General features: G+C 60.9%; 16 protein-coding genes and 2 tRNA genes. 12 read left to right on the top strand and 6 right to left on the bottom strand.

The genetic code is table 11. The annotated features are described in order from the left end of the window. The first annotated feature begins 7 nt into the window (after window positions 1-7). Window positions 8-1,846, top strand: a complete 1,839-nt coding sequence (locus HF682_RS11980) for a polysaccharide biosynthesis protein (RefSeq protein ID WP_205882042.1) — start codon at window positions 8-10, stop codon at window positions 1,844-1,846. A gap of 78 nt (window positions 1,847-1,924) precedes the next feature. Here HF682_RS11980 and HF682_RS11975 read toward each other — a convergent pair whose 3' ends face one another. From HF682_RS11975 to HF682_RS11960, 4 genes are all read right to left on the bottom strand, one after another. Further along, window positions 1,925-4,201: a tetratricopeptide repeat protein gene (locus HF682_RS11975; RefSeq protein WP_168877506.1), complete on the bottom strand. Its 2,277-nt coding sequence runs from the start codon at window positions 4,199-4,201 to the stop codon at window positions 1,925-1,927. Between the two features lie 35 nt (window positions 4,202-4,236). Then, entirely contained in the window at window positions 4,237-6,060 is a 1,824-nt protein-coding gene (locus HF682_RS11970; protein WP_205882041.1) for an ATP-binding protein, read from the bottom strand. Between the two features lie 198 nt (window positions 6,061-6,258). Then, on the bottom strand, window positions 6,259-7,476 hold the full coding sequence (locus tag HF682_RS11965) for an aspartate aminotransferase type Ic (protein ID WP_168877505.1): 1,218 nt from the start codon (window positions 7,474-7,476) through the stop codon (window positions 6,259-6,261). A gap of 49 nt (window positions 7,477-7,525) precedes the next feature. Further along, entirely contained in the window at window positions 7,526-9,004 is a 1,479-nt protein-coding gene (locus HF682_RS11960; RefSeq protein ID WP_168877504.1) for an aminotransferase-like domain-containing protein, read from the bottom strand. A 178-nt stretch (window positions 9,005-9,182) separates the two neighbouring features. On the opposite strand from HF682_RS11960, the gene HF682_RS11955 reads away from it, so the two are divergent. Together HF682_RS11955 and HF682_RS11950 are read left to right on the top strand one after the other, a co-directional pair. Then, the gene (locus tag HF682_RS11955) at window positions 9,183-9,491 is read left to right on the top strand and encodes a hypothetical protein (protein ID WP_168877503.1); all 309 of its coding nucleotides are present in this window, start codon (window positions 9,183-9,185) and stop codon (window positions 9,489-9,491) included. 88 nt (window positions 9,492-9,579) lie between these two features. Beyond that, a complete protein-coding gene (locus HF682_RS11950) occupies window positions 9,580-10,500 on the top strand; it encodes a tetratricopeptide repeat protein (RefSeq protein ID WP_168877502.1) in 921 nt (306 codons plus the stop codon). Here HF682_RS11950 and HF682_RS11945 read toward each other — a convergent pair. Continuing rightward, window positions 10,486-10,998 carry a DNA-deoxyinosine glycosylase gene (locus HF682_RS11945; RefSeq protein WP_240947239.1) on the bottom strand — a complete coding sequence of 171 codons (513 nt, stop codon included), beginning with the start codon at window positions 10,996-10,998 and terminating at the stop codon, window positions 10,486-10,488. The two genes, HF682_RS11950 and HF682_RS11945, sit on opposite strands and share 15 nt — an antisense overlap. Continuing rightward, the gene (ylqF, locus tag HF682_RS11940) at window positions 10,973-11,881 is read right to left on the bottom strand and encodes a ribosome biogenesis GTPase YlqF (protein WP_168877501.1); all 909 of its coding nucleotides are present in this window, start codon (window positions 11,879-11,881) and stop codon (window positions 10,973-10,975) included. Before ylqF ends, HF682_RS11945 begins: the two co-directional genes overlap by 26 nt. A 239-nt stretch (window positions 11,882-12,120) precedes the next feature. Here ylqF and HF682_RS11935 point away from each other — a divergent pair, with 239 nt between their 5' ends. The 9 genes from HF682_RS11935 to HF682_RS11895 all read left to right on the top strand — a co-directional run bounded on the left by HF682_RS11935 (window position 12,121) and on the right by HF682_RS11895 (window position 21,363). Further along, window positions 12,121-13,410, top strand: a complete 1,290-nt coding sequence (locus tag HF682_RS11935) for a nucleotide sugar dehydrogenase (RefSeq protein ID WP_240947238.1) — start codon at window positions 12,121-12,123, stop codon at window positions 13,408-13,410. A gap of 67 nt (window positions 13,411-13,477) precedes the next feature. Further along, entirely contained in the window at window positions 13,478-14,566 is a 1,089-nt protein-coding gene (locus HF682_RS11930) for an MraY family glycosyltransferase (RefSeq protein ID WP_168877500.1), read from the top strand. A 77-nt stretch (window positions 14,567-14,643) separates the two neighbouring features. Continuing rightward, window positions 14,644-14,728, top strand: a tRNA-Leu gene (locus HF682_RS11925). A 69-nt stretch (window positions 14,729-14,797) separates the two neighbouring features. Then, window positions 14,798-16,108, top strand: coding sequence for a trigger factor (gene tig / locus HF682_RS11920; protein ID WP_168877499.1), 1,311 nt, complete (start codon window positions 14,798-14,800; stop codon window positions 16,106-16,108). After that, on the top strand, window positions 16,101-16,745 hold the full coding sequence (gene clpP / locus HF682_RS11915) for an ATP-dependent Clp endopeptidase proteolytic subunit ClpP (protein ID WP_168877498.1): 645 nt from the start codon (window positions 16,101-16,103) through the stop codon (window positions 16,743-16,745). The genes tig and clpP overlap by 8 nt, the downstream gene beginning before the upstream one ends. 135 nt (window positions 16,746-16,880) lie before the next feature. Further along, window positions 16,881-18,146, top strand: coding sequence for an ATP-dependent Clp protease ATP-binding subunit ClpX (gene clpX, locus HF682_RS11910; protein WP_168877497.1), 1,266 nt, complete (start codon window positions 16,881-16,883; stop codon window positions 18,144-18,146). Window positions 18,147-18,318: 172 nt separating this feature from the next. Next, a complete protein-coding gene (gene lon, locus HF682_RS11905; RefSeq protein WP_168877496.1) occupies window positions 18,319-20,739 on the top strand; it encodes an endopeptidase La in 2,421 nt (806 codons plus the stop codon). 231 nt (window positions 20,740-20,970) lie between these two features. Continuing rightward, the gene (locus HF682_RS11900) at window positions 20,971-21,243 is read left to right on the top strand and encodes an HU family DNA-binding protein (protein ID WP_168877668.1); all 273 of its coding nucleotides are present in this window, start codon (window positions 20,971-20,973) and stop codon (window positions 21,241-21,243) included. A gap of 44 nt (window positions 21,244-21,287) precedes the next feature. Next, window positions 21,288-21,363: transfer RNA gene (locus HF682_RS11895), tRNA-Val, on the top strand. Window positions 21,364-21,411 lie beyond the last annotated feature (48 nt).

Raw genomic sequence — 21,411 nt, 5'->3', positions numbered from 1 at the left:
TGACCGAATGAGCCGATCGCAGCGCCTGTGGGCGCTGGTGGCGCTGGACGCGCTCCTGCTGCCCATGGCCTTGCTCACTGCCATCGTGCTGCGCTTTGGCGGCTGGCCCCATGATCTGGGCAAGTACTGGCCACTGTTGCCGATTGCCCCCTTGGTCGCCATCCCGGTGTTCATCAAGATGGGCTTGTACCGTGCTGTCGTCCGCTATATGGACGAGAAGATCATGGTCACTGTTTTCAGCGGGGTGTCGCTGTCGGTATTGCTGCTGGCGACGGTGGTGACCATGGGCCGCTTCGTCAACATGCCGCGCAGCGCCATCGTGATCTACTGGATTCTGGCGATGGCCTATATCGGTGCCACCCGCTATCTGGCGCGGGGCCTGCTGCGCACGCTGGAAAACCAGCAGCTGGAGCGTACCGCCGTCGCCATCTACGGTGCCGGGCGAGCAGGCTCGCAGCTGGCGCTGGCGCTGGCGGCGGATCGTCACTATGAGGTGGTGGCCTTTTTTGATGACGACAAAGGTCTGCACGGGCGGGTGATTGCCGGGGTGCATGTCTATCCGCCTGCGGATGCCGCCAGCCTGATTCAGGCCCTGCAGATCCGCCAGGTACTGTTGGCGGTGCCCTCCTTGCCCAAGTCGCGCCGCCGCGACATCCTCAATACTTTCGAGCCGCTGCATGTGCAGCTGAAAACCGTACCGGACATGAAAGACCTGGTCGAAGGCAGCATCGAACTGGCCGATGTACGAGAAGTCACCATCGAGGAATTGCTCGGACGCGAAGTGGTGGAACCCATTCCAGCATTGATGCAGGCCAATATCACCGGCAAGGTGGTGATGGTGACCGGGGCGGGGGGCTCCATCGGCGCGGAGCTGTGCCGCCAGATTATCCGGCAGCAGCCGAAGGCGCTGGTGCTGTTTGAGGTCTCCGAATTTGCCTTGTACCAGATTGAGCGCGAACTGCGCTTGCAGTTGCCGGGCGGGGTCGGGCTGGTGGCCTTGCTGGGGTCGGTGGTGGATCAGGCCCGGCTGGAGTCGGTGTGCCGCACACACGGGGTGCAGACCATCTACCATGCCGCCGCCTACAAGCATGTGCCCATTGTGGAAGACAACCCGCTGGAAGGTGCGCGCAACAACATCCTCGGCACCTTCCACGCTGCGCAGGCCGCAATTGCCTGCGGGGTGGAAACCTTTGTGCTGATTTCGACTGATAAAGCCGTGCGCCCGCCCAATGTGATGGGGGCGACCAAACGCATGGCCGAGCTGGTGCTGCAGAGCCTGGCCACCCGCCACAGTCAACCGGTATTCAGCATGGTACGGTTCGGTAATGTGCTGGGATCGAGCGGTTCAGTGGTGCCGCTGTTTCGCGAGCAGATTCGCCAGGGGGGGCCGCTGACGCTGACCCACCGCGACATTACCCGTTACTTCATGACCATACCGGAGGCGGCGCAATTGGTGATTCAGGCGGGTGCCATGGCCAAGGGCGGGGAAGTATTCCTGCTGGACATGGGCGAGCCGGTGCGTATCTACGATCTGGCGGTGAAGATGATTCACTTGTCCGGTCTGGAGGTGCGTGATGAACGCCACCCGGAAGGCGATATCGCCATTCGGCTCACCGGCCTGCGCCCCGGCGAGAAGCTGTATGAAGAGCTGCTGGTGGATGACAACGCCGTGCAGACCTCGCACCCCCGCGTGATGATGGCGAACGAAGCCTGCTGGACCGAGGCCGATTTGCAGGCGGCACTCACCGTGTTGCATGAGAGCATCGCCAGTGCGCAGCCCACGCAATTGCTGGCCCTGTTGAGCCAGCATGTGGCGGGCTTTTCGCGTCCCGGCATTCCGGGCTGAACCTGCCCCGAAAACCACAACGCCACAGCATGCTGTGGCGTTGTGGTTTTAACGAGACGACTGCACTAACTCATAGACTCATAGTGCGTAGCGGGCGACAATATCCTCGTGTTGCGCCATCGGCAGACCGTGGCGGTCTGCATAGCGCGGCCAGCAGACCGGGTGGGCCCAGTCGCGAGTCAGCTCACGCAGGGTGTGATCGACCTGTTTGGGCGTCACAGCCCGTGGTGCGGCCACCTGGAAGTAGCGACCCGGCAGCGGCGCCTCACTGGCCGGATCGGTGACGGTATAGTCATCGGGACTATTGACCCACCATTCCCAGCCCATGCCATCCAGCGCCTCGACAAAGGCCTGGAACTGCTCGTCTGGTGCGGCGGCACCGTCCACGAAGCAGCTCTCGCCAAAACCACCGGCTTCGATGGTGTAGATTGGGCGGAAGGTAGGGATGAATTCCTTGCGCTCTTCCTCATCCTCGGGCGGGGCCTCCAGCAAAGCGGCATCAAAGGCTACCCAGTCACGCACCCGCTGCTGCCACGGCGCAATCGACAAGGTGGCAATGCGGGCGGTCACCGGGCCGGTGCGGTAGGCGTAGTATTGCTTGCTTTCACCGTTCTCCTCGAAGCGGATGAAGCAGCGCCCCCAGTTTTCCTCAATGGCCCCTTCGCCTTCGTCGATGTTCAGCTGAAGCCGGGCAGCCGTTTCACGGGCGGTGGCCCAGTCCTGTGCAGCACAGGCCGTACTGAGCAGGTCCCAGTCCTCGTTTTTGCCGGGCTCGGCGCGACTGGCGAGGATACGGCGCTGTTCGACCGCCACCTGTGGTTGCCCCAGTGCCAGCGCTGCGTCGGCCCACAGGCTGCGCGGGCCAATGGCTTCCGGATCATGCTGCAGATAGTGCTGCATCTGCTCAATGGCCTGTTCCCATTGCTGGCGACGGAAGGCCAGACGGCCACGACACCAGTGTGCAGCAGCAGGGTTCTCCGCTTCCAGCAGGTCTGCCAGGCTTTGCACGTCGTCCTGCAGGTCGTGCTCCATCAGCTGGTTCAGCAATTGATAATTCGGGCCATTGACGGTCGGGTTGCGACGCACGAATTGCCACAGGTGGTCTCGGGCAGCTTGCTGGTCGCCGCAGGCATGCAGTGCATTGGCGGCAAATTCAGCCAGCTCCGGGTCGGCCGGGCGCTCGGCGCAGGCGGTCAGTAGCCAGTCCACCTCCGCTTCCGGGCTGCGGTTTTCCTGGGTGGGCAGGTAAGCTGCCAGCTCGTCTGCCGGTACCGGTAGCGCCGCGTGGGCCGGCAGCGTGGCAATCTGTGCCGCCAGTGCCTCGACATCGGCACGCAAATCTTCCGGTTTGCGCATCCGGGCCAGGTGGGTTTGGGCAACCTGCAAGGCTTGGCGTGCGCTGCGGTGTGCGCCCCGCAGCAAGGCCAGCTCGGCATGCCATAGCGCCAGGGTGACCGCCTTCCGATGTGCGCCGACCGTGCTGGCATGTGCCATAGCCTTTTGCATGGCATTACCCAACCCCCAATGATTGCTGTCGGGTGCCAGCTTCACCATCAGGCGGGCGGCCATGGCCCAGTCCATGTGCGACGAGGGGACCAGATCACCAAAGGAGGGCAGCGCCACTTTGGCGGCATCGAGGTCACCACGCTCGGCATAAATGATGGCGCGCAGCAAGGCACGGCTCTGCCAGCGATCGTCGCTGCCATCCTTTTCGTCTTCATCAATGGCATCGAGCATGGCCAGTGCCTCATCGACCTGACCGTTCAGCCACAGTGCGCGCGCCTGGCCGCCGCGATAGGTGGAGGTCAGCGTGTCACCGCTGTCCAGAATGGCCTTGGCCTGGCGGTCCAGAAACACGATGGCCTCTGCCGGACGCTTGTCGTCCAGCAGGGCGTCGGCGTATTCACGGCTGATACAGGTAAAACAGGGCCATTCCGGGTTGATGCGGGCCAGGGTTTCCTCGCACACCTGCAAGCGCTCCCGCGCCCAGCCCGGACCATCGACATTGCCATAACAGATGGCGATGTCCTGGGTGACGCAGACCGACTGCGGGCAGCTCTGGGTTTCTTCCCGGTGGGCAAAATCCAGCAGGTCTGCGGCTTCACCGAGGGCAACCTCGCCTTCGGACAGGTTGTTCATGCGGTTACCCAGCCCCCAGTGGCGGAAGTAGACTTCCAGCCACGGGTTCTTCAAGGCACGGGCGGCAGCAATCGCTTCCGGCAGGGCGGCCACCACCCGTTCCGGGCGGTCTTCGGTGGCATCCGACGGGATGCTGTCCATCAGGTCGGCAACACGGTCATAACCCGCTGCGCGCAAATCACGTTGCAGGTCAAAGACCCAGGCCCAGATATCCATGCGAATTCCTTTAGTGTCAGTAGCGACTGGCCGCGTCAAGCAGACAGCAGCAAGGAGAAGATCCGGTTGACCCGGCCCAGCGCGGCATTCAGGTCTAGCTGGCCGCCTTGCTCGGCGCCGGATGCCAGGATCACTTTCAGCGCCTGCAGCAGACCAGCTGCTTCCTCCGCCTGGGGGTGACCCTGGCGGTAAGCCTGCAGCAGTTGTGTGACCGCTGGATTATCCAGATTCAGATACAGGCGGCGGGTCACGCTGTCATCCAGTTGTGCGGTGAAGGCGCGCACCAGCTGCAGGGCCGCGACCGAGATGCGCTTGTCCGCTTCATCGGCCTCAAGGCGGCGTTTCAACTCCGCCTCGCGGTCATGCACCACCACCAGCGGCAAGGCCGTGGGTTCAAAGCGGGCTGGCACCAGCTTTTCGCCATTGCCCAGTACCTGGTTCAGCCAATCCAGCTCGTTGGCGGGCAAGCTGTCCTCACTGAACAGCTTGCGGTTGCCGTGCTCGGTCCCCAGCTCAATCAGCACGCCGCCATGGCGGCTGACCCATTCGCGCAAGAAGGGCACCACCGCATAGCGGTCGCCACGGGCCACCGGCATGTGCAGCGCGCGGAACAGCATGTCCTCAAAGCCACCGGGACTGCCCATATTGATATGGATGCGTCCCTTGTCGAGCAGGCTGCGTACCGAGAGGTCCCCTTGTGAGGTCGGGATGCGTACTGACTCGGCCAGCAGATCGAACAGGCGCGGGTCGCACAGGGCTGCGCCCAGCAGCGCCTCATTGTGGCGGCTGAGGACCCGCCTCCAGGCTTCGGGTTGCTGGCGGGCCACTTGCGCCAGACCATCAATCAACGCTTCGGTCAGGGCAGACTGGGCGGCATGGTAGGCATCGTCGCGTTGCAGATCCTCCCGGCTGGCGGTGGGCGTCAGGCGGTTGGATTCGATTACGCCACCGATAAACCCGGCCCAGGCGGGCAGCAGGTCACGGGCGTCATCGTCCAGCAGCATGCCACGCACAAACACCGAGAGATTGCGGTTGTCACTGGTGCCGTAGGTGGCACCATCCTGCACCCACAGCAAGCCGCGGACATCACTGTCCGGGCCTGCGCTGATCGGCAGGGTGCACAGCGGCTCGAAGCGCTCTTCAAAGCGGGTGGCAAACGCCAGCGCCTTGCGGCGCGCCTGCACCGTATGTTCGACAACCGCACCCTGTGCCTGACGCCAGGGTGGGGCCTCACCGTTGAGTGCTTCGTCATCCTGGCCGATATACACCGGCACGTGCAGCAGGGCACAGTAGCGGCGCAGGATCTTGGCCAGCATGCCGTTGCCGCCCAGATTGCGGTAGCTGTCGCGCAGGACCAGCTCCACCACGGTTCCCACCGGGCGGGGTTCCGCCGGGGTCAACGTGTATTGCTCGCCGTTGCTCGACTGATAGCACCAGCCCAGCCCCGGCGTTTGCCAGGAGGTGGTGGTAACGGTGACCTTGCTGGCCAGCACGAAAGCCGACAGAAAGCCAAGCCCGAACATGCCGATCAGCTCGTCGCTCTGGGTTTCTTCGCGCAGCTTGCGGGTGTATCCCACGCCCACCGTGGCCAGATAGCGGTGAATTTCCTGATCGGTCAGCCCTGCACCGCTGTCGACCACCCGCACAATACCGGCGGCCAGATCACCTTCGACCCGGATCAGATGCTGCTCCGGCACGGCAGGGTCTTCCATGCGACGTCGAACGATGGAATCGTGGGCGTTTTGCACCAGCTCACGCAGGGCGACGACCGGGGTGGAGTACAGGTGCTGACCCAGCACCGTCATCAAGCCACCCAGGTCCACATCGGCCGTACAGACCTGGCTGAGGGTATCGTTCATATGTGGTATCTAAATAGTGAAGGCAAAAAAAGGGCGGGGCGGATGCAGGCCATCAAATCCCGGCTGCGATTATGACAAGAGCACGGCAGGACGCCAAGCAGACGGAAGAAACTTTCCGCCTGAGGGGGCAACCCCACCCGGAAGGGTGGGGCGCAGGGTATGCCGGACCTGGTTTCAGGCCCGTGGTATGAAGCGCGCTTAGCTGGCCAGCGCCAGCTTCAGGCACAGGGCAATACCCTTGGCCGCCTCGGTAATGTCACCCAGCGACGGGAAGCTCGGGGCAATCCGGATATGGCGGTCTTGCGGGTCCTTGCCATACGGGAACGCTGCGCCAGCCGGGGTCAGCGTAATACCGGCAGCCTTGGCCAGCTCGACGGTCTTCTTGGCAAAGCCCGGCGGGGTTTGCAGGTCGATGAAGTAGCCACCGTTCGGGTGGGTCCAGCTCACTTCGGCGATGCCGGACAGGTGGGCTTCAAACTGGGCCAGTACCGCATCAAATTTGGGGCGCAGGATGGCCTGATGGCGCATCATCAGCGCTTCCACGTTGGCGCGGTCTTTCAGGAAGCGGACATGGCGCAGCTGGTTGACCTTGTCCGGACCGATGCTGCGGATGTTGGCATGCTTTTGCCACCATTGCAGATTGCTGGCGGAGGCGGCCATCGCGGCCATCCCGGCACCGGCCAGCGTGATCTTGGAGGTGGAGGCGAAGATGAAGGCGCGGTCGGCATGACCAGCGGCTTCGCAGGCGCTCAGGATGTTGGCCACGTCGCACGGGCTGGTGGTCAGGTGGTGCAGACGGTAGGCGTCATCCCACATCAGGCGGAAGTCCGCAGCGGCGGTTTTCATGTTCGCCAGCCGGGTGACCGCCGCGTCGCTGTACACGGCACCACTCGGGTTGGCGTACTTCGGTACGCACCACATGCCCTTGATGGCTGGGTCATTGGCGACCAGGGCTTCGACCTGATCCATATCCGGACCATCGTCGTTCAGTCGTACATTGATCATCTCGATGCCGAGCGACAGGCAAATGGAGAAGTGACGGTCATACCCCGGTACCGGGCACAGGAATTTGACCGGCTTCTGCGACAGCCAGGACGGTTGGTCGGGTGCACCATGCAGCAGGTGGTAGACGATGACATCGTGCATCAGCGACAGGCTGGCATTGCTGTCCACAATCACATTGGCCACCGGCTGGTCCAGCAGGCTGGCAAACAGCGCGCGCGCCTCCGGCAGGCCAATGCCGCCGCCATAGTTGCGGGTGTCGGTGCCATCTGTAGCCAGATGGTCGCCCAGCGGGCCGAGCAGGTCGTTGGAGAGGTCCAGCTGTTCCGGCGCGGGTTTGCCGCGCGACATGTCCAGCTTCAGACCTTGCGCACGGAAGGCATCATAATCGGCTTGGGCAGTGGTGAGCGTCATGTGGGAATTACCTGTGAGGGGTTGGAATGCAAAGGGATGATTTTAAACCTTATCCCGCCAGCGGGACAGCCGGAGAATTACGGGTGCGCCGTGATTGCTGCAGCAGGGTGTGTACGATCTGCCCCAGCTGGATCAGGCCCGCTTCGACTTTGGCGCCGAAGCGCACCCCGCAGTTGATGCGCAGATAGTGTTCCCAGCGGTTGCTGTTGGAGAACAGCACACCCGGCGCGATCAGGATGCCTTCATTCAGGGCGGCTTCGAACACCGCTTCAGACGGAATGCGGTCTGGTAGCTCCACCCACAGGCTGAAACCGCCTGCCGGATTGGTCAGACGGGTGCCGGGCGGAAAATGGCGGGCAATCACTTCGGCCGTGCGCTGGCGTTGCTGCCGCAGCAGGGCTTTCAGCCGGTGCATATGGCGATCGTAGGCGCTGCTGCCCAGGTATTCGGCGGCAGCCAGTTGTGACCAGCCTTCATTCTGCCGGGTCTGGGTGTGCTTGAGCATGTCTACCCGCGCCTGCCAGCGTCCGGCACTGATCCAACCCAGGCGCATGCCGGGTGCTAGTGTCTTGTGCAGTGAGGTGCAGTAGATGATGTTGCCGTTGCGGTCCCAGGCTTTCAGCGTATGGGCGGGGGTTGGACTGTCCGCCAGCTCGCCGTAGGTATCGTCCTCGATCAGCGGGATATTGGCTTTGGCACACATGTCGGCCAAGCGGGCCTTGTGGCTGTCCGGCATCAGGCTGCCCAGTGGATTTTGCAGGATGGGGATGACCACCACGGCACGGATGTTGTCATAGGTCTGCATCGCCAGCTCCAGTGCATCGAGCGAGATGCCGTGCTGTGGGCTGGTGGGAATCTCCAGCGCCCGCATGCCGAGACTTTCCAGAATCTGCAACAGGCCATAAAAGGTGGGGGATTCCACCGCGATGGTGTCGCCGGGTTTGGCGACAGCGCGGAGCGCCAGGTTGAGCGCTTCGGTGCAGCCGTGGGTGATGACGATATCGTCCGGCGACAAGGTCATACCACGGGCCAGTGAGCGACGGGCCAGGATGTGGCGCAGCTTGCTGTGCCCGCTGTTGGCAACCGGTGACACCAGTACCTCCGGATACAGGCGCAGGCAGTGCTGGGCGACTTTGTGCAAGGCCTTGACCGGATAGAAGTCCGGCTCGCCACGCGAGCCACACAGGTTGAGCGCAATCGGGTGCTGGCGGCGGCTGAGGATGAAGCGGGACACCCGGTCGTGAATGCCGACAAACTGTGCCGGATCGACCCGGGTGCTGCTGGGCTCATCCAGCGGCACCGTGGTGCGCTTGGGCAGCTGCACGAAGTAGCCGGAGCGGGGCCGGGCTTCCAGCCAGCCATCTTCTTCCAGCACACGGCAGACTTGCAGCGCGGTGGAGAGGCTGATGCCGTGGGTCTGCATCAATTTGCGCACCGAGGGCATGCGCTCGCCCGGTGATAGCGCACCACTCTGGATGGCATGCAGGTAATGATTGGCCCAGCGGCGATATAGGGGAGGTGTGCTCATATCCATGCCCGCATGATGCCCGGTTTGCTGTCTCTGTAACAGATATAGTTTTCTGCAGCATTGATGGTAACAGATGGGGAATTTGTGCGCTGTATGGGTTGCCGGGTTTCGGGCTGTACCTGCAGATCAACGGCTTGCCGCACTAGCATGGCAGACATCCCTTATCTGGAGCCTGATCATGAAGAAAACCCGCCACACTTTCTCCCTGCAAGCCGGGGAAATCGCCCTCTGGCGCCTGCCGCGAGGCAGCCAGCTGTATCTGCTGCAAGGCCAGGCGTATCTGCACTTGCCAGTACAGTGGCAGGCAGAGACCGTATTGTTCCCCAGCCTTGCGGTACCGGGTGAGACCCTGCTGCCGGTAGAGGGCATGGTTCAGCTGCAGGCGACTGATGCCGTACGCGTTGTGCTGCTGATGCCAGACCGAGATTCTGTTTTGAACCGGTTGCTGAAGGGGATTCGTTGCTTGGGCCGGTTGACTGCTGCCTGACGCTTTGGGCTGCCTGTGCTAGAGTGGCGCGCGAGGTCCTTAGCCGGGGCTGAAAAACAATGACCACTTAGCGGATTGGGGGCCGGGTATGTCAACCATCTGTGAGGGCTGTGGCGCACCCGCGCCAGCCAATGCCCGCAGCAGCGGATTTGTGTGCAATTACTGTGGCGGCAAGAACCTGCCGGATGCCAGCAGCCATGCAGCCGTGTCGCTGGGTAAGGCCGAAGAGCGCTACCAGATGGGCTTGCTGGTGATGCAGTCTGGCGAGTACGCCAAGGCGGTGGAGGCCTTCCAGAAAGTGCTGGCAGTGCAGCCGGATCATATTGATGCGCAGCTGTGTCTGGCCTGGTGCTATCTGAAGAGCATGACGCCCAAGACCGTCGAGGCTCGTTTTGCTGCCGTGTGCGACATGCTGTCCAAACTGGATCGGGAGACGCAGCACAGCAGCCTGGAGGAGATCAGCTGGCGTGAGGTGGTGTGCCAGCTGCTGGAGTTGGCGCAGCAACTGGCACAGGGCTGCTATTCGGTATCGGCGCGTTTCCGCATGGCGAAAAACATGCAGCCCGCCATGCAGCAGTTGCAGATGGGGCTGGACGTGGTGCTGTCGGTGCTGGTGCTGGGGGTGCCCGATGCCCATGGTGCCACCCATGCCGCGCTGAATGGCTGGATTCAATGTCAGATCATGGCGGATGCCGGTGGCGACCGCCATCAGCTGGCGGACCGGCAGACCCAGTTTCTGCAGCACCTGCTGCTGGTGGCTGAGGCGCAGCCTGCGCTGTTGAATGAAGCGCTGGCCGTCAATGTTCGCTACAAGAATGCGGTGATTCGTGCGCTGGTGGCGATCAAGCCGGCGCTGTCGCGTGATCTGGCTGCAGACGGCCTGCTGACTCTGCTGTGGCGCGGGTATCGTTCCTGGCCTGGCCTGTTGCAGCTGGCTGGACTGCTGTTTGCGTTGTACTGGCTGTCCAGCCTGCTGGCGCGTTGCACCCTGTCTTCAACCGGGATGTAGTAGCGGCAGGAGCTGATCCTGCCAGCACTGCTGTTTTTTGGCCAAGGGCAGGGTCAGCGCCGGACTGCTGGAAGGCAGGATGGTAAAGGGTAGATCCATTGGAAGCTGCCGGGCGGCGCGTCCGGCGGTTTGCCCATTGAAGGCAACGGCACGAATCGTGGGCCATTGCTGCAGCAGGCTGCGCAAGTCATTGTGCTCGGCATCGCGGATGTCACTGTCCAGGCTGCTGTGACGCCGGGCCTGCGCCACCACATCCCACAGGCCCACCCCGTAGGTCAGCAGGGTTTGCAAGCGCGCAGCATAGTCGAGAGCAAGCAAGGGTTGCTGCAACACGCTCTGCAACAGCAGCCAGAACTGGTTGCGCGGGTGCGCGTAGTAGCGCCCGGCGGCCAGCGAGGCTTTGCCGGGCAGGCTGCCGAGGATCAGCAGCCGCGTGTGCGGACTGATGACCGGCGGGAAGCAGCGCGCGGTATCAGGCGTCGCTACCGTCGCCATCATCCAGATCAACCGGCTCGGCTTCCGGTGGCACCGCCAGCATGGCGTCTACCTGCTCCGGAGTTTCCAGGCTGATGCGCCCCAGTGTGCCGCTGCGGTACTCGGTGAGCAGGGTGAGTGCGGCTTTTTCCAGGTCCAGCACATTACCCTTGAGACGGAAACCCCGACGTTTGGCGATGGCCTCGACCAGCGCCACCCCATCGGCGATACCGTCCAGCTTGCCATAGCGCGCCAGCAGCAGGGCCGGGTAATTACCCAGCAGGTAGTCTCCCAGAAAGGCGGCCACTTCTTCTTCAATATAGGCATTGCGCCCGACGCTGTGACTGGCGGCCAGCTTGAGCCCGTCCTGCGGATAGGCAATCTTCGGCCACAGCATGCCTGGCGTATCAGTCAGCATCATGCGTTCGTTGATGTCCAGCCGCTGCTGGGTTTTGGTCACAGCGGGCTCATCCCCCACATTGGCCACCCGTCGCTTGAGCAATGCGTTCATCAGGGTGGACTTGCCGACATTGGGAATGCCCATGATCATCATGCGCAGGGGCTTTTGCACCGTGCCGCGATGGGGGGCCAAGGTCAGGCACAAGTCTGGGATGCGTGCCACGTCGCCTGGCTTCTTGCAGCTGATGGCAATCGCCTTGACGCCGGGCTGGGTCTGGTAGCGCTGCAACCACAAACGGGTGCACTCTGGATCTGCCGCATCGGCTTTGTTGAGGATCAGCAGGGCAGGGCGCTGGCGGAACAGTCGCAGCTCATTGATCATCGGGTTGCGGCTGGCATGCGCGACTCGCGCGTCCAGTACCTCTATCACCAGATCGGTCTTCTCCATGCTCTCCGCCGCCTTCTTGCGGGCAGCGTTCATGTGACCGGGGAACCATTGGATAGACATGGGGTGATCGACCGTGTGTGACAAACATGCCATTTTACCGCGCTTTTGACGTGTTGCAGCGATGACATCCGTTATGCTGCGTGAAAGCGGGGAACTTGCGTTAGAATGCAGGCCTAGATATGGCCTTTGAGGCGAGCCAGCGGAAGCGGCTTGCTGGATCCGCCATGGATTGGTGCTGACTCCCCACCATGGCGAGTGGGCACGATATGTGTGCTTTATGTGAATGCTGGGCAGAATAAATGATGCAGAAACAACGCAAGGTATCGGTAATCGGCCTCGGTTACGTGGGTCTGCCCGTGGCGGTGGCGTTTGGCCGTACGGCGCCGACCATCGGTTTCGACATCAACCGTGAACGCCTGGAGGAGTTGCGTCGCGGTCATGACCGCACCGGAGAGGTGGCCGCGGAGGATCTGCAGGGCTTGCAGTTGCATTATACTGATCAGACCGAAGAGCTGGCGCAGGCTGACTTTCATATTGTGGCCGTGCCGACGCCGGTGGATGATGCGCACCAACCGGATTTGACGCCGATGCTGAAGGCGTCGGAAACCGTTGGCAAGGCCTTGAAGCCGGGTGATATCGTGGTGTATGAGTCCACGGTCTACCCCGGTGTCACCGAAGATGAGTGTGTGCCGGTGCTGGAGCGGGTGTCTGGCCTCAAGTGCGGGGTGGATTTTACCGTAGGTTACAGCCCGGAGCGGATCAATCCCGGTGACAAGGAACATACCTTTACCAAAATTTGCAAGGTGGTCTCCGGGCAGGATGCGGCGACGCTGGACATTGTGGCCGATGTGTATGGCTCGGTGGTGACGGCTGGCGTGTATCGTGCTGCCTCCATCAAGGTGGCCGAAGCCGCCAAAGTGATCGAGAACACCCAGCGTGACCTGAATATCGCGCTGATGAACGAACTGGCGATGATCTTCCAGCAAATGGGTATCGACACCCAGGACGTGCTGGATGCGGCCTCGACCAAGTGGAATTTCCTGCGCTTCAAGCCGGGTCTGGTTGGCGGGCATTGCATTGGTGTTGATCCGTATTACCTGACCCACAAAGCCGAGCGCATGGGCTACATCCCGCAGGTGATCCTGTCGGGTCGTCGCATCAACGATGGCATGGGCCGCTTTGTGGCGCAGCAGACTATCAAGCAGATGATCCACGCTGGCCACGCCATCAAGGGTAGCAAGGTGACCGTGCTGGGGCTGACCTTCAAGGAAAATTGCCCTGATCTGCGCAATTCACGGGTGATTGATGTGATCCGTGAGCTGGAAGAGTTTGGTGTGGCGGTGCAAGTACATGACCCGCTGGCGGATGCCGAGGAAGCCTTGCACGAGTACGGTGTTCATCTGTGTGCGCTGGACGCACTGCAGCCTGCTGCTGCAGTGGTGCTGGCAGTGTCGCATCAGGACTATCTGGCATGGTCGCCGGCACAGCTGAAGCAGCTGACAACAGGTCAACCTGTGGTGGTGGATGTCAAGTCGGTGCTGGATCGGGCGGCCTTGCAGGTTGCCGGGTTTGTGGTCTGGCGCCTGTAAGGTATATGCGAGACATGGCAAGAGCACTGGTCGAGCGAGGGTGCGGCGGCATGGATAAAGTATTGGCATGCAAATCCTGATTCTGGCTTTTTTGGTTTCCCTGCTGTGTACCTTGGGCATCATTCGTTACGCGCATCTGCATGAGCATTTGACGGCGGATCATGACCTGGACGGGGTACAGAAATTCCATGATGCGCCGGTGCCACGGGTCGGGGGGCTCTCTCTGGCCTTGGGCTTGCTGGCCGCGGGTGCCTTGGTCTGGCTGCAGAAGCGCAGCGGCAGCTTTGTCCTGGTGCTATTGGTGGCAGCTCCCGCTTTTGCGGGTGGCCTGGTGGAAGACCTGACCAAGCGGGTGGGCCCGCTGGCGCGTTTGCTGCTGACCATGCTGGCCGCTGGGTGTGGTTTCTATGCGCTGGGGGCGGGGCTCGCACGGCTCGATATTGGCTGGCTGGATGCAGTGCTGCGCTGGTGGCCGTTGTCGCTCGTGGTAACGCTGGTGGCGGTCGCCGGGGTGGCCAACGCGGTGAACATCATCGATGGTTACAACGGGCTGGCCGGAGTCGTTACACTGGTCATGTTCTGTGCGCTGGCCTATGTGGCACGGCAGGTGGGCGACGACCAAATCTGGAATATCTGTCTGGCGCTGGTGGGAGCATTGCTCGGCTTTCTGGTGTGGAACTACCCGCGTGGGCATATCTTTCTGGGGGACGGTGGTGCCTACCTGCTGGGCTTCTTATTGGCTGAGCTCTCTGTCTTGCTGGTGGTGCGTCACCCGCAAGTATCCGCCTGGTTTCCGCTGCTGCTGGTCATCTACCCGATTGTGGAAACCCTGTTCTCGATCTATCGTCGGGTGGTGTTGCGTGGTCGTTCGCCGGGCATGCCGGACGCTGCGCATTTGCATCAGCTGGTGTACAAAAGACTGGTGCGCTGGGTGTTGAACCGTTCGCATCCAGATTTTCGCCTGACCCGCAATGCCATGACGTCGCCCTACTTGTGGATGCTGTCCAGTCTGGGGGTGATCCCGGCGGTCTTGTTCTGGCAGCACACGCGGGTGCTGCAGGCCTTTGCGGTGCTGTTTATCGTCAGCTATGTCTGGCTGTATCGCAGCATTGTCCGCTTCCGCTCGCCACGCTGGCTGCGTCGGCGTTCTTCGTAAAACACGACTGGCGAGGTTGTGACCTTGCCAAGGCTTGTGTAATAATCCCCAACTTCCCGAAATCGGGCATGCCCTGAGCGAAAGTGGCGGAATTGGTAGACGCACTGGATTTAGGTTCCAGCGCCGCAAGGTGTGCGAGTTCGAGTCTCGCCTTTCGCACCAGCCTGGACAAGGCCTGAAAAACTGCACGGCTGTGTGCATAACCCTGGATTAATCAAGGATTTGGTAAAAATGCAAGTCAACGTGGAAACCCTGAGCAACCTGGAGCGCCGCATCAAGATCGCGGTGCCGTTCGCCAAGATCGACGTTGAGGTGGAAAACCGCCTGAAGAAAGTGGCCCGTACCGCCAAGGTACAGGGCTTCCGTCCGGGCAAGGCCCCGATGAAGGTGGTGGCACAGAATTACGGCCTGCAAGTGCGTGAAGACGTGATGAACGACACCGTTAACGCCAGCTTTACTGACGCTGTACGTGAAAACCAGCTGAAAGTGGCGGGTTATCCGCGCTTTGAAGCGGTTGAAGGCGAAAACGGTGAAGCATTCGAGTTCGCTGCCGTGTTTGAAGTGTACCCGGACGTGAAGGTTGGCGAACTGGCTGACAAAACGGTGGAAAAGCCGGTAACTGAAGTGACCGACGAAGCCGTGCAAAAGACCATCGACGTGCTGCGCAAGCAACGCGTGACCTACAGCGCCGTGGATCGCGCTGCCAAGGAGGGCGATCGCCTGGTGGTGGACTTTGTTGGCAAGATTGACGGCGTAGCTTTTGCCGGTGGTTCGTCGGAAGACTTCCCGTTCACCCTCGGCCAAGGCCAAATGCTGCCGGAGTTTGAAGCCGCAGCCCAAGGTCTGAAGGCGGGCGAAGCCAAGGAATTCGATCTGGCCTTCCCGGCGGACTATCACGGCAAAGATGTGGCTGGCAAGACTGCACAGTTCACCATCACCGTGAAGTCGGTTTCTGAGGCCGTGCTGCCGGAAGTGGACGAGGCCTTTGCCAAGCTGCTGGGTGTGGCCGATGGTAACGTCGAGCAGATGAAGAAGGAAATCCGCGAGAACGTCGAGCGTGAAGTGGCACGTCGCCTGAAGGCCAAGACCAAGGATGTGGTGCTGGCTGCCCTGCTGGACGTTACCCCGCTGGAATTGCCGAAAGCACTGGTCGCACTGGAAGTGCAGCGCCTGGCTGAACAAACCAAGAAGGACTTCCAGTCCCGTGGGATGGACGTCAGCAAGATGCCGTTCCCGACTGACCTGTTCACCAAGGAAGCCGAGCGTCGTGTGGCACTGGGCCTGATCCTGTCCGAGCTGGTAGACAGCCAGGATCTGCGTGCCAAGCCGGAACAAGTGCGTGCGGTGATCGACGATTTTGCCGCCAGCTACGAGCAGCCGGAAGATGTGGTACGTTGGTACTATGCCGACGCCAGCCGTCTGGAAGGGCCGGAGTCGCTGGCCACGGAAGACAACGTGGTGGCTTGGGTGCTGTCCCGTGCTAAAGTGGAAGAGAAGTCCTTCTCTTTTGATGAACTGATGGGTGCAAACCAGAATGCATAAACACGGCATGATCGGCAGTACCGGAGTTGAGCCGCAGGGCCTCGGCTATGTGCCGATGGTCATCGAGCAAAGCGGGCGCGGTGAGCGCGCCTACGACATCTACTCGCGCTTGCTGCGTGAGCGGGTGATTTTTCTGGTCGGACCGATCGACGACGCCACCGCCAATGTGGTGGTGGCGCAGCTGTTGTTTCTGGAGTCGGAAAACCCGGACAAGGACATCTCCCTGTACATCAATTCGCCAGGGGGCTCCATCTCGGCCGGGATGTCGATCTACGACACCATGCAGTTCATCAAGCCGCATGTGTCTACGCTGTGCATCGGCATGGCCGCCAGCATGGGTGCTTTCCTGCTGGCGTCCGGTGCGCCAGGCAAGCGGTTTTCGCTGCCGAACTCGCGCATTCTGATTCATCAACCGCTGCTGGCGGGTGGTGGCTTGAGCGGGCAGGTGTCGGACATCGAAATTCATGCCCGCGCCTTGTTGAAAACCAAGGCACGCATGAATGAACTGTTGGCCAAGCACACGGGTCAGACTGTCGAGACCATCGAGCGTGATACCGACCGTGACAACTACATGGACGCGGATCAGGCTCAAACCTATGGTTTGATTGATCAGGTGCTGACTTCCCGTCAGGCTTGAGTGGCGGACGAAACGGCTTGGCAAAACTGGCTGCTCAGCGCACAATCGGAAATGTAACGTGATCATGCCGTCGTCTTGGCGCAGTCCCGGGCGACGGCATCTGTCTTTGCAACACGCGGTTTCTAGAGGTTTTCCATGAGCAAAAACGGCGACGAGAAGTTGCTCTATTGTTCCTTCTGCGGCAAGAGCCAGCACGAAGTCACCAAGTTGATCGCCGGCCCACAGGTCTTTATCTGCAACGAGTGTATCGACCTGTGCAATGACATCATCCGGGAAGAGTTGCAGGGCCAATCGGCTGGTGTGAGCGGCGAGGCCCGCCTGCCGACCCCGGCCGAGCTGCGTTCCGAGCTGGACCAGTATGTGATCGGCCAGGAGTACGCCAAGAAAGCGTTGGCGGTGGCGGTGTACAACCATTACAAGCGCCTGGCCAATCCGCCGAAGAAAGATGATGTCGAGCTGGCCAAGAGCAACATCCTGCTGGTGGGGCCGACTGGCTCCGGCAAGACCTTGCTGGCACAGACGCTGGCACGTTTGCTCAACGTACCGTTCGTGATGGCCGATGCCACCACCCTGACCGAGGCTGGTTATGTCGGCGAGGACGTTGAGAACATCATCCAGAAGCTGCTGCAGAAGTGCGACTACGATGTGGACAAGGCGCAGCGTGGCATTGTTTACATCGACGAAATCGACAAGATCTCCCGCAAGTCGGATAACCCGTCGATTACGCGGGATGTGTCCGGTGAGGGCGTACAGCAAGCCCTGCTGAAGTTGATCGAAGGCACGATTGCGTCCGTTCCGCCGCAAGGTGGCCGCAAGCACCCGAGCCAGGAATTCATCCAGGTTGATACCACCAACATCCTGTTCATTTGTGGTGGTGCGTTTGATGGCCTGGAAAAGGTGATCCGCGATCGAACCGAAAAGGGCGGGATCGGCTTTGGTGCGCAGGTACGCAGCAAGGACGACAGTCGCAGCGCCTCCTCCCTGTTCAAGGAAGTGGAACCAGAAGACCTGATCAAGTTCGGTCTGATTCCGGAACTGGTGGGCCGTTTGCCGGTCGTGGCCACCCTGGCAGAGCTGGACGAGCACGCACTGATCACCATTCTGACACAGCCGAAGAATGCCCTGGTCAAACAGTACCAGCGGCTGTTCTCGCTGGAAGGCGTGGAGCTGGAGCTGCGCGAGCAAGCGCTGCACGCGATTGCGCTGCGCGCCATCAAGCGTAAGACGGGGGCCCGCGGCCTGCGTTCCATCGTAGAAGGCGCCCTGCTGGATACCATGTATGAGCTGCCGTCGATGAAAAACGTCGCCAAAGTGGTGGTGGACGAGTCGGTGATCGAAGGCGACAGCCAGCCCTTGCTGGTCTATGCCGAAGAAGCCGCGCGTTTGCCAGAAGCCGGCTGAACTTCGCGCTGCGCCGTTTGTCCAGACAGCCAGTGTGGTGACACACTGGCTGTTTTGTTTTGTGGGTGGAGAGGGTAGCATGGGCGAGGGGGTGAATTCCCTGCATTTTGCCCCTTGAATTCCGGCGTTTCGCTGCCATCTGCTTGAGTAATGTCCCTGAAGCGAGTCTGCAATGACCGAAGCTACACTCCAGCAGGATAAAACCCTGCACCTGCCTTTGCTCCCGCTGCGCGATGTGGTGGTCTTCCCCCACATGGTGATCCCCTTGTTCGTGGGGCGGGCCAAATCCATCAAGGCACTGGAAGCCGCGATGGAGGGCGATAAAACCATTCTGCTGCTGGCTCAAAAGTCAGCTGCCAAAGATGAGCCGTCTGCCGAGGACCTGTACGATATTGGTACTGTGGCCACCATCCTGCAAATGCTGAAACTGCCGGATGGCACCGTCAAGGTACTGGTGGAAGGCAGCGAGCGCGCGCAAGTGGCGGCGGTTTCCGATCAGGAAGGCTACTTCTCAGCGCAGGCTGTTCCGGTGGAGACACCATCGGGTGATGCGCCTGAGCTGGAAGCCATGCGCCGTGCCATGCTGGCCCAGTGTGATCAGTATGTGAAGCTGAACAAGAAAATCCCGCCGGAAGTGTTGACCTCGCTGGCGGGTATTGAAAGTGCAGGCCGCCTGGCGGATACCGTGGCCGCGCACTTGCCGCTCAAGCTGGAACAGAAGCAGGACATTCTGGAGATGTTCGAGGTGGGGCGTCGGCTGGAGCATTTGCTCAGCCTGATGGAGTCGGAAATCGACATCCTGCAGGTCGAGAAGCGCATCCGTGGCCGTGTGAAGCGGCAGATGGAGAAAAGCCAGCGCGAGTATTACCTGAACGAACAGGTCAAGGCCATCCAGAAAGAGCTGGGTGAGGGTGATGAGGACGGCGATCTGGATGAGCTGGAGCGCCGCATCAAGGCCGCTCACATGCCGAAGGATGCCCGCGAAAAGGCAGAAAGCGAGCTGAAGAAGCTCAAGCTGATGTCACCGATGTCGGCAGAGGCTTCGGTGGTGCGCAACTATATCGAGACGCTGACCAATCTGCCGTGGAAGAAGAAGACCAAGATCAGCAAGGATCTGGCGGCAGCAGAAAATGTGCTGGATGCCGACCACTACGGTCTGGACCGGGTCAAAGAACGCATCATTGAATATCTCGCCGTGCAGCAGCGGGTGGACCGGGTCAAGGCGCCGATCCTGTGCCTGGTCGGGCCGCCGGGGGTGGGCAAGACTTCGCTGGGGCAAAGTATTGCCAAGGCCACTGGCCGCAAGTTTGTACGCATGAGTCTGGGTGGGGTGCGCGATGAGGCCGAGATTCGTGGTCACCGCCGTACCTACATTGGCTCAATGCCCGGCAAGATCCTGCAGAACATGACCAAGGTGGCGGTGAAGAATCCCTTGTTCCTGCTCGATGAAGTCGACAAGCTGGGTCAGGATTTCCGGGGAGACCCGTCGAGTGCCTTGCTCGAAGTGCTGGACCCGGAGCAGAACAGCACGTTTGTGGACCATTACGCTGAAGTGGAATACGACCTGTCGGATGTGATGTTTGTGGCCACCGCCAACTCGCTGAACATCCCTGGTCCTTTGCTGGACCGGATGGAAATCATCCGTCTGGCCGGTTACACCGAGGACGAGAAGGTCAATATTGCGCTGAACTATCTGGTTCCGAAGCAGCTGGAAGCCAATGGTCTCAAGGCCGAGGAGTGCAGCATTGCCGAGAGCGCAGTACGCGATATCGTGCGCTACTACACCCGGGAAGCCGGGGTACGTGGACTGGAGCGCGAGATCGGCAAGGTGGCGCGCAAGGTGGTCAAGGCACGTGTGATGAAGCCGAAGGATGGCAAGGCCAGTGTTACTGCGCGCAACCTGGACAAATACCTCGGGGTGCGCCGCTACAGCTACGGCATTGCCGAGCAGACCAATCAGGTGGGGCAAGTGACCGGTCTGGCCTGGACCGAGGTCGGTGGGGAACTGCTGACGGTGGAAAGTGCGGTGATGGCTGGTAAGGGCAACATGATCCAGACCGGGCAGCTGGGTGACGTGATGCAGGAGTCGATCCAGGCGGCACGTACGGTGGTGCGCAGCCGCGCCCAGCGACTGGGGATCGATCCAGAGTTTTACCAGAAGCAGGATGTGCACATTCACTTGCCGGAAGGGGCGACGCCGAAGGACGGTCCTTCGGCTGGTATCGCCATCACCACCGCCATGGTCAGCTCGCTGACCGGCATTCCGGTGCGCTGCGACGTGGCGATGACCGGTGAAATCACGCTGCGTGGCGAGGTGCTGGCCATTGGTGGCCTGAAAGAGAAGCTGCTGGCAGCCCATCGCGGCGGCATCAAGAATGTGTTGATCCCGCAGGAAAACGTGAAGGACCTGGTCGACATTCCGGACAACATCAAGCACAAGCTGACCATTCACCCGGTGAAATGGATCGATCAAGTGCTGGAGTTGGCGCTGGAACGGCAGCCAGAGCCTTTGCCGGAGGCAGATAAACCTGTGGCTGAGGCCTTGCCGGGTAGTGCGGCGGACAGTACCGCTGCGGCGCCACTCAAGCATTAAAGCGTCGCACACCCAAACAAAAGACCGACACAACGATGTGTCGGTCTTTTGTTTTATGACGTCTGATTTCGGCTGAGAATGTGGTATTTCAGCCCGTTTGGGCCGTTTCGACACACAAATTTGCCGCCAAGCCGCATGTTTGCTGGGTTCTATGCTTGACATGCCAATTTGGGGCTTGCTATAAAGCTTGTGCTGGTAACGTCTTTAAACCCAAACTGGAAGGGGATGGAAGTGAACAAATCCGAACTGATCGATGAAATCGCAGCGACGGCAGAAATTTCCAAGGCGGCTGCTGGCCGTGCTCTGGATGCCGCTCTGGTTGCCGTGAAGAACTCGCTGGCACGTGGCGACATGGTGACCCTGGTGGGCTTTGGTACCTTCTACGTGGGCGAACGTGCTGCGCGCAGCGGCCGTAATCCGCGTACCGGCAAGCCGATCAACATCAAGGCTGCAAAATCTCCTAAATTCAGGGCTGGTAAATCTCTGAAAGATGCTGTAAACTGATTGTCTTTCGTGATTGCAGCGCTGCGGTGCAGCAATCACGAGTCGGGTGCTTAGCTCAGTTGGTAGAGCATCTCCCTTACAAGGAGGCGGTCGGCGGTTCGACCCCGTCAGCACCCACCATCAAGAAAGCGCAGTGAGGCGGATTTTTGATGTAAAAATGTGTTTGAA

Origin of the sequence: Leeia aquatica (assembly GCF_012641365.1) — a bacterium.
GTDB classification, from domain to species: Bacteria; Pseudomonadota; Gammaproteobacteria; order Burkholderiales; family Leeiaceae; genus Leeia; species Leeia aquatica.
This window is presented reverse-complemented; position numbering and strand designations above follow the sequence as displayed.

Bases quoted from the DNA above. Each gene is read 5' to 3' on its own strand.
- HF682_RS11945 (WP_240947239.1), bottom strand. From the start codon at position 10,998: ATGATGGCGACGGTAGCGACGCCTGATACCGCGCGCTGCTTCCCGCCG.
- clpP (WP_168877498.1), top strand. From the start codon at position 16,101: ATGCATAAACACGGCATGATCGGCAGTACCGGAGTTGAGCCGCAGGGC.
- HF682_RS11980 (WP_205882042.1), top strand. From the start codon at position 8: ATGAGCCGATCGCAGCGCCTGTGGGCGCTGGTGGCGCTGGACGCGCTC.
- HF682_RS11960 (WP_168877504.1), bottom strand. From the start codon at position 9,004: ATGAGCACACCTCCCCTATATCGCCGCTGGGCCAATCATTACCTGCAT.
- HF682_RS11950 (WP_168877502.1), top strand. From the start codon at position 9,580: ATGTCAACCATCTGTGAGGGCTGTGGCGCACCCGCGCCAGCCAATGCC.
- lon (WP_168877496.1), top strand. From the start codon at position 18,319: ATGACCGAAGCTACACTCCAGCAGGATAAAACCCTGCACCTGCCTTTG.
- ylqF (WP_168877501.1), bottom strand. From the start codon at position 11,881: ATGTCTATCCAATGGTTCCCCGGTCACATGAACGCTGCCCGCAAGAAG.
- HF682_RS11965 (WP_168877505.1), bottom strand. From the start codon at position 7,476: ATGACGCTCACCACTGCCCAAGCCGATTATGATGCCTTCCGTGCGCAA.
- HF682_RS11930 (WP_168877500.1), top strand. From the start codon at position 13,478: ATGCAAATCCTGATTCTGGCTTTTTTGGTTTCCCTGCTGTGTACCTTG.
- HF682_RS11935 (WP_240947238.1), top strand. From the start codon at position 12,121: ATGATGCAGAAACAACGCAAGGTATCGGTAATCGGCCTCGGTTACGTG.
- clpX (WP_168877497.1), top strand. From the start codon at position 16,881: ATGAGCAAAAACGGCGACGAGAAGTTGCTCTATTGTTCCTTCTGCGGC.
- HF682_RS11970 (WP_205882041.1), bottom strand. From the start codon at position 6,060: ATGAACGATACCCTCAGCCAGGTCTGTACGGCCGATGTGGACCTGGGT.
- HF682_RS11955 (WP_168877503.1), top strand. From the start codon at position 9,183: ATGAAGAAAACCCGCCACACTTTCTCCCTGCAAGCCGGGGAAATCGCC.
- HF682_RS11975 (WP_168877506.1), bottom strand. From the start codon at position 4,201: ATGGATATCTGGGCCTGGGTCTTTGACCTGCAACGTGATTTGCGCGCA.
- tig (WP_168877499.1), top strand. From the start codon at position 14,798: ATGCAAGTCAACGTGGAAACCCTGAGCAACCTGGAGCGCCGCATCAAG.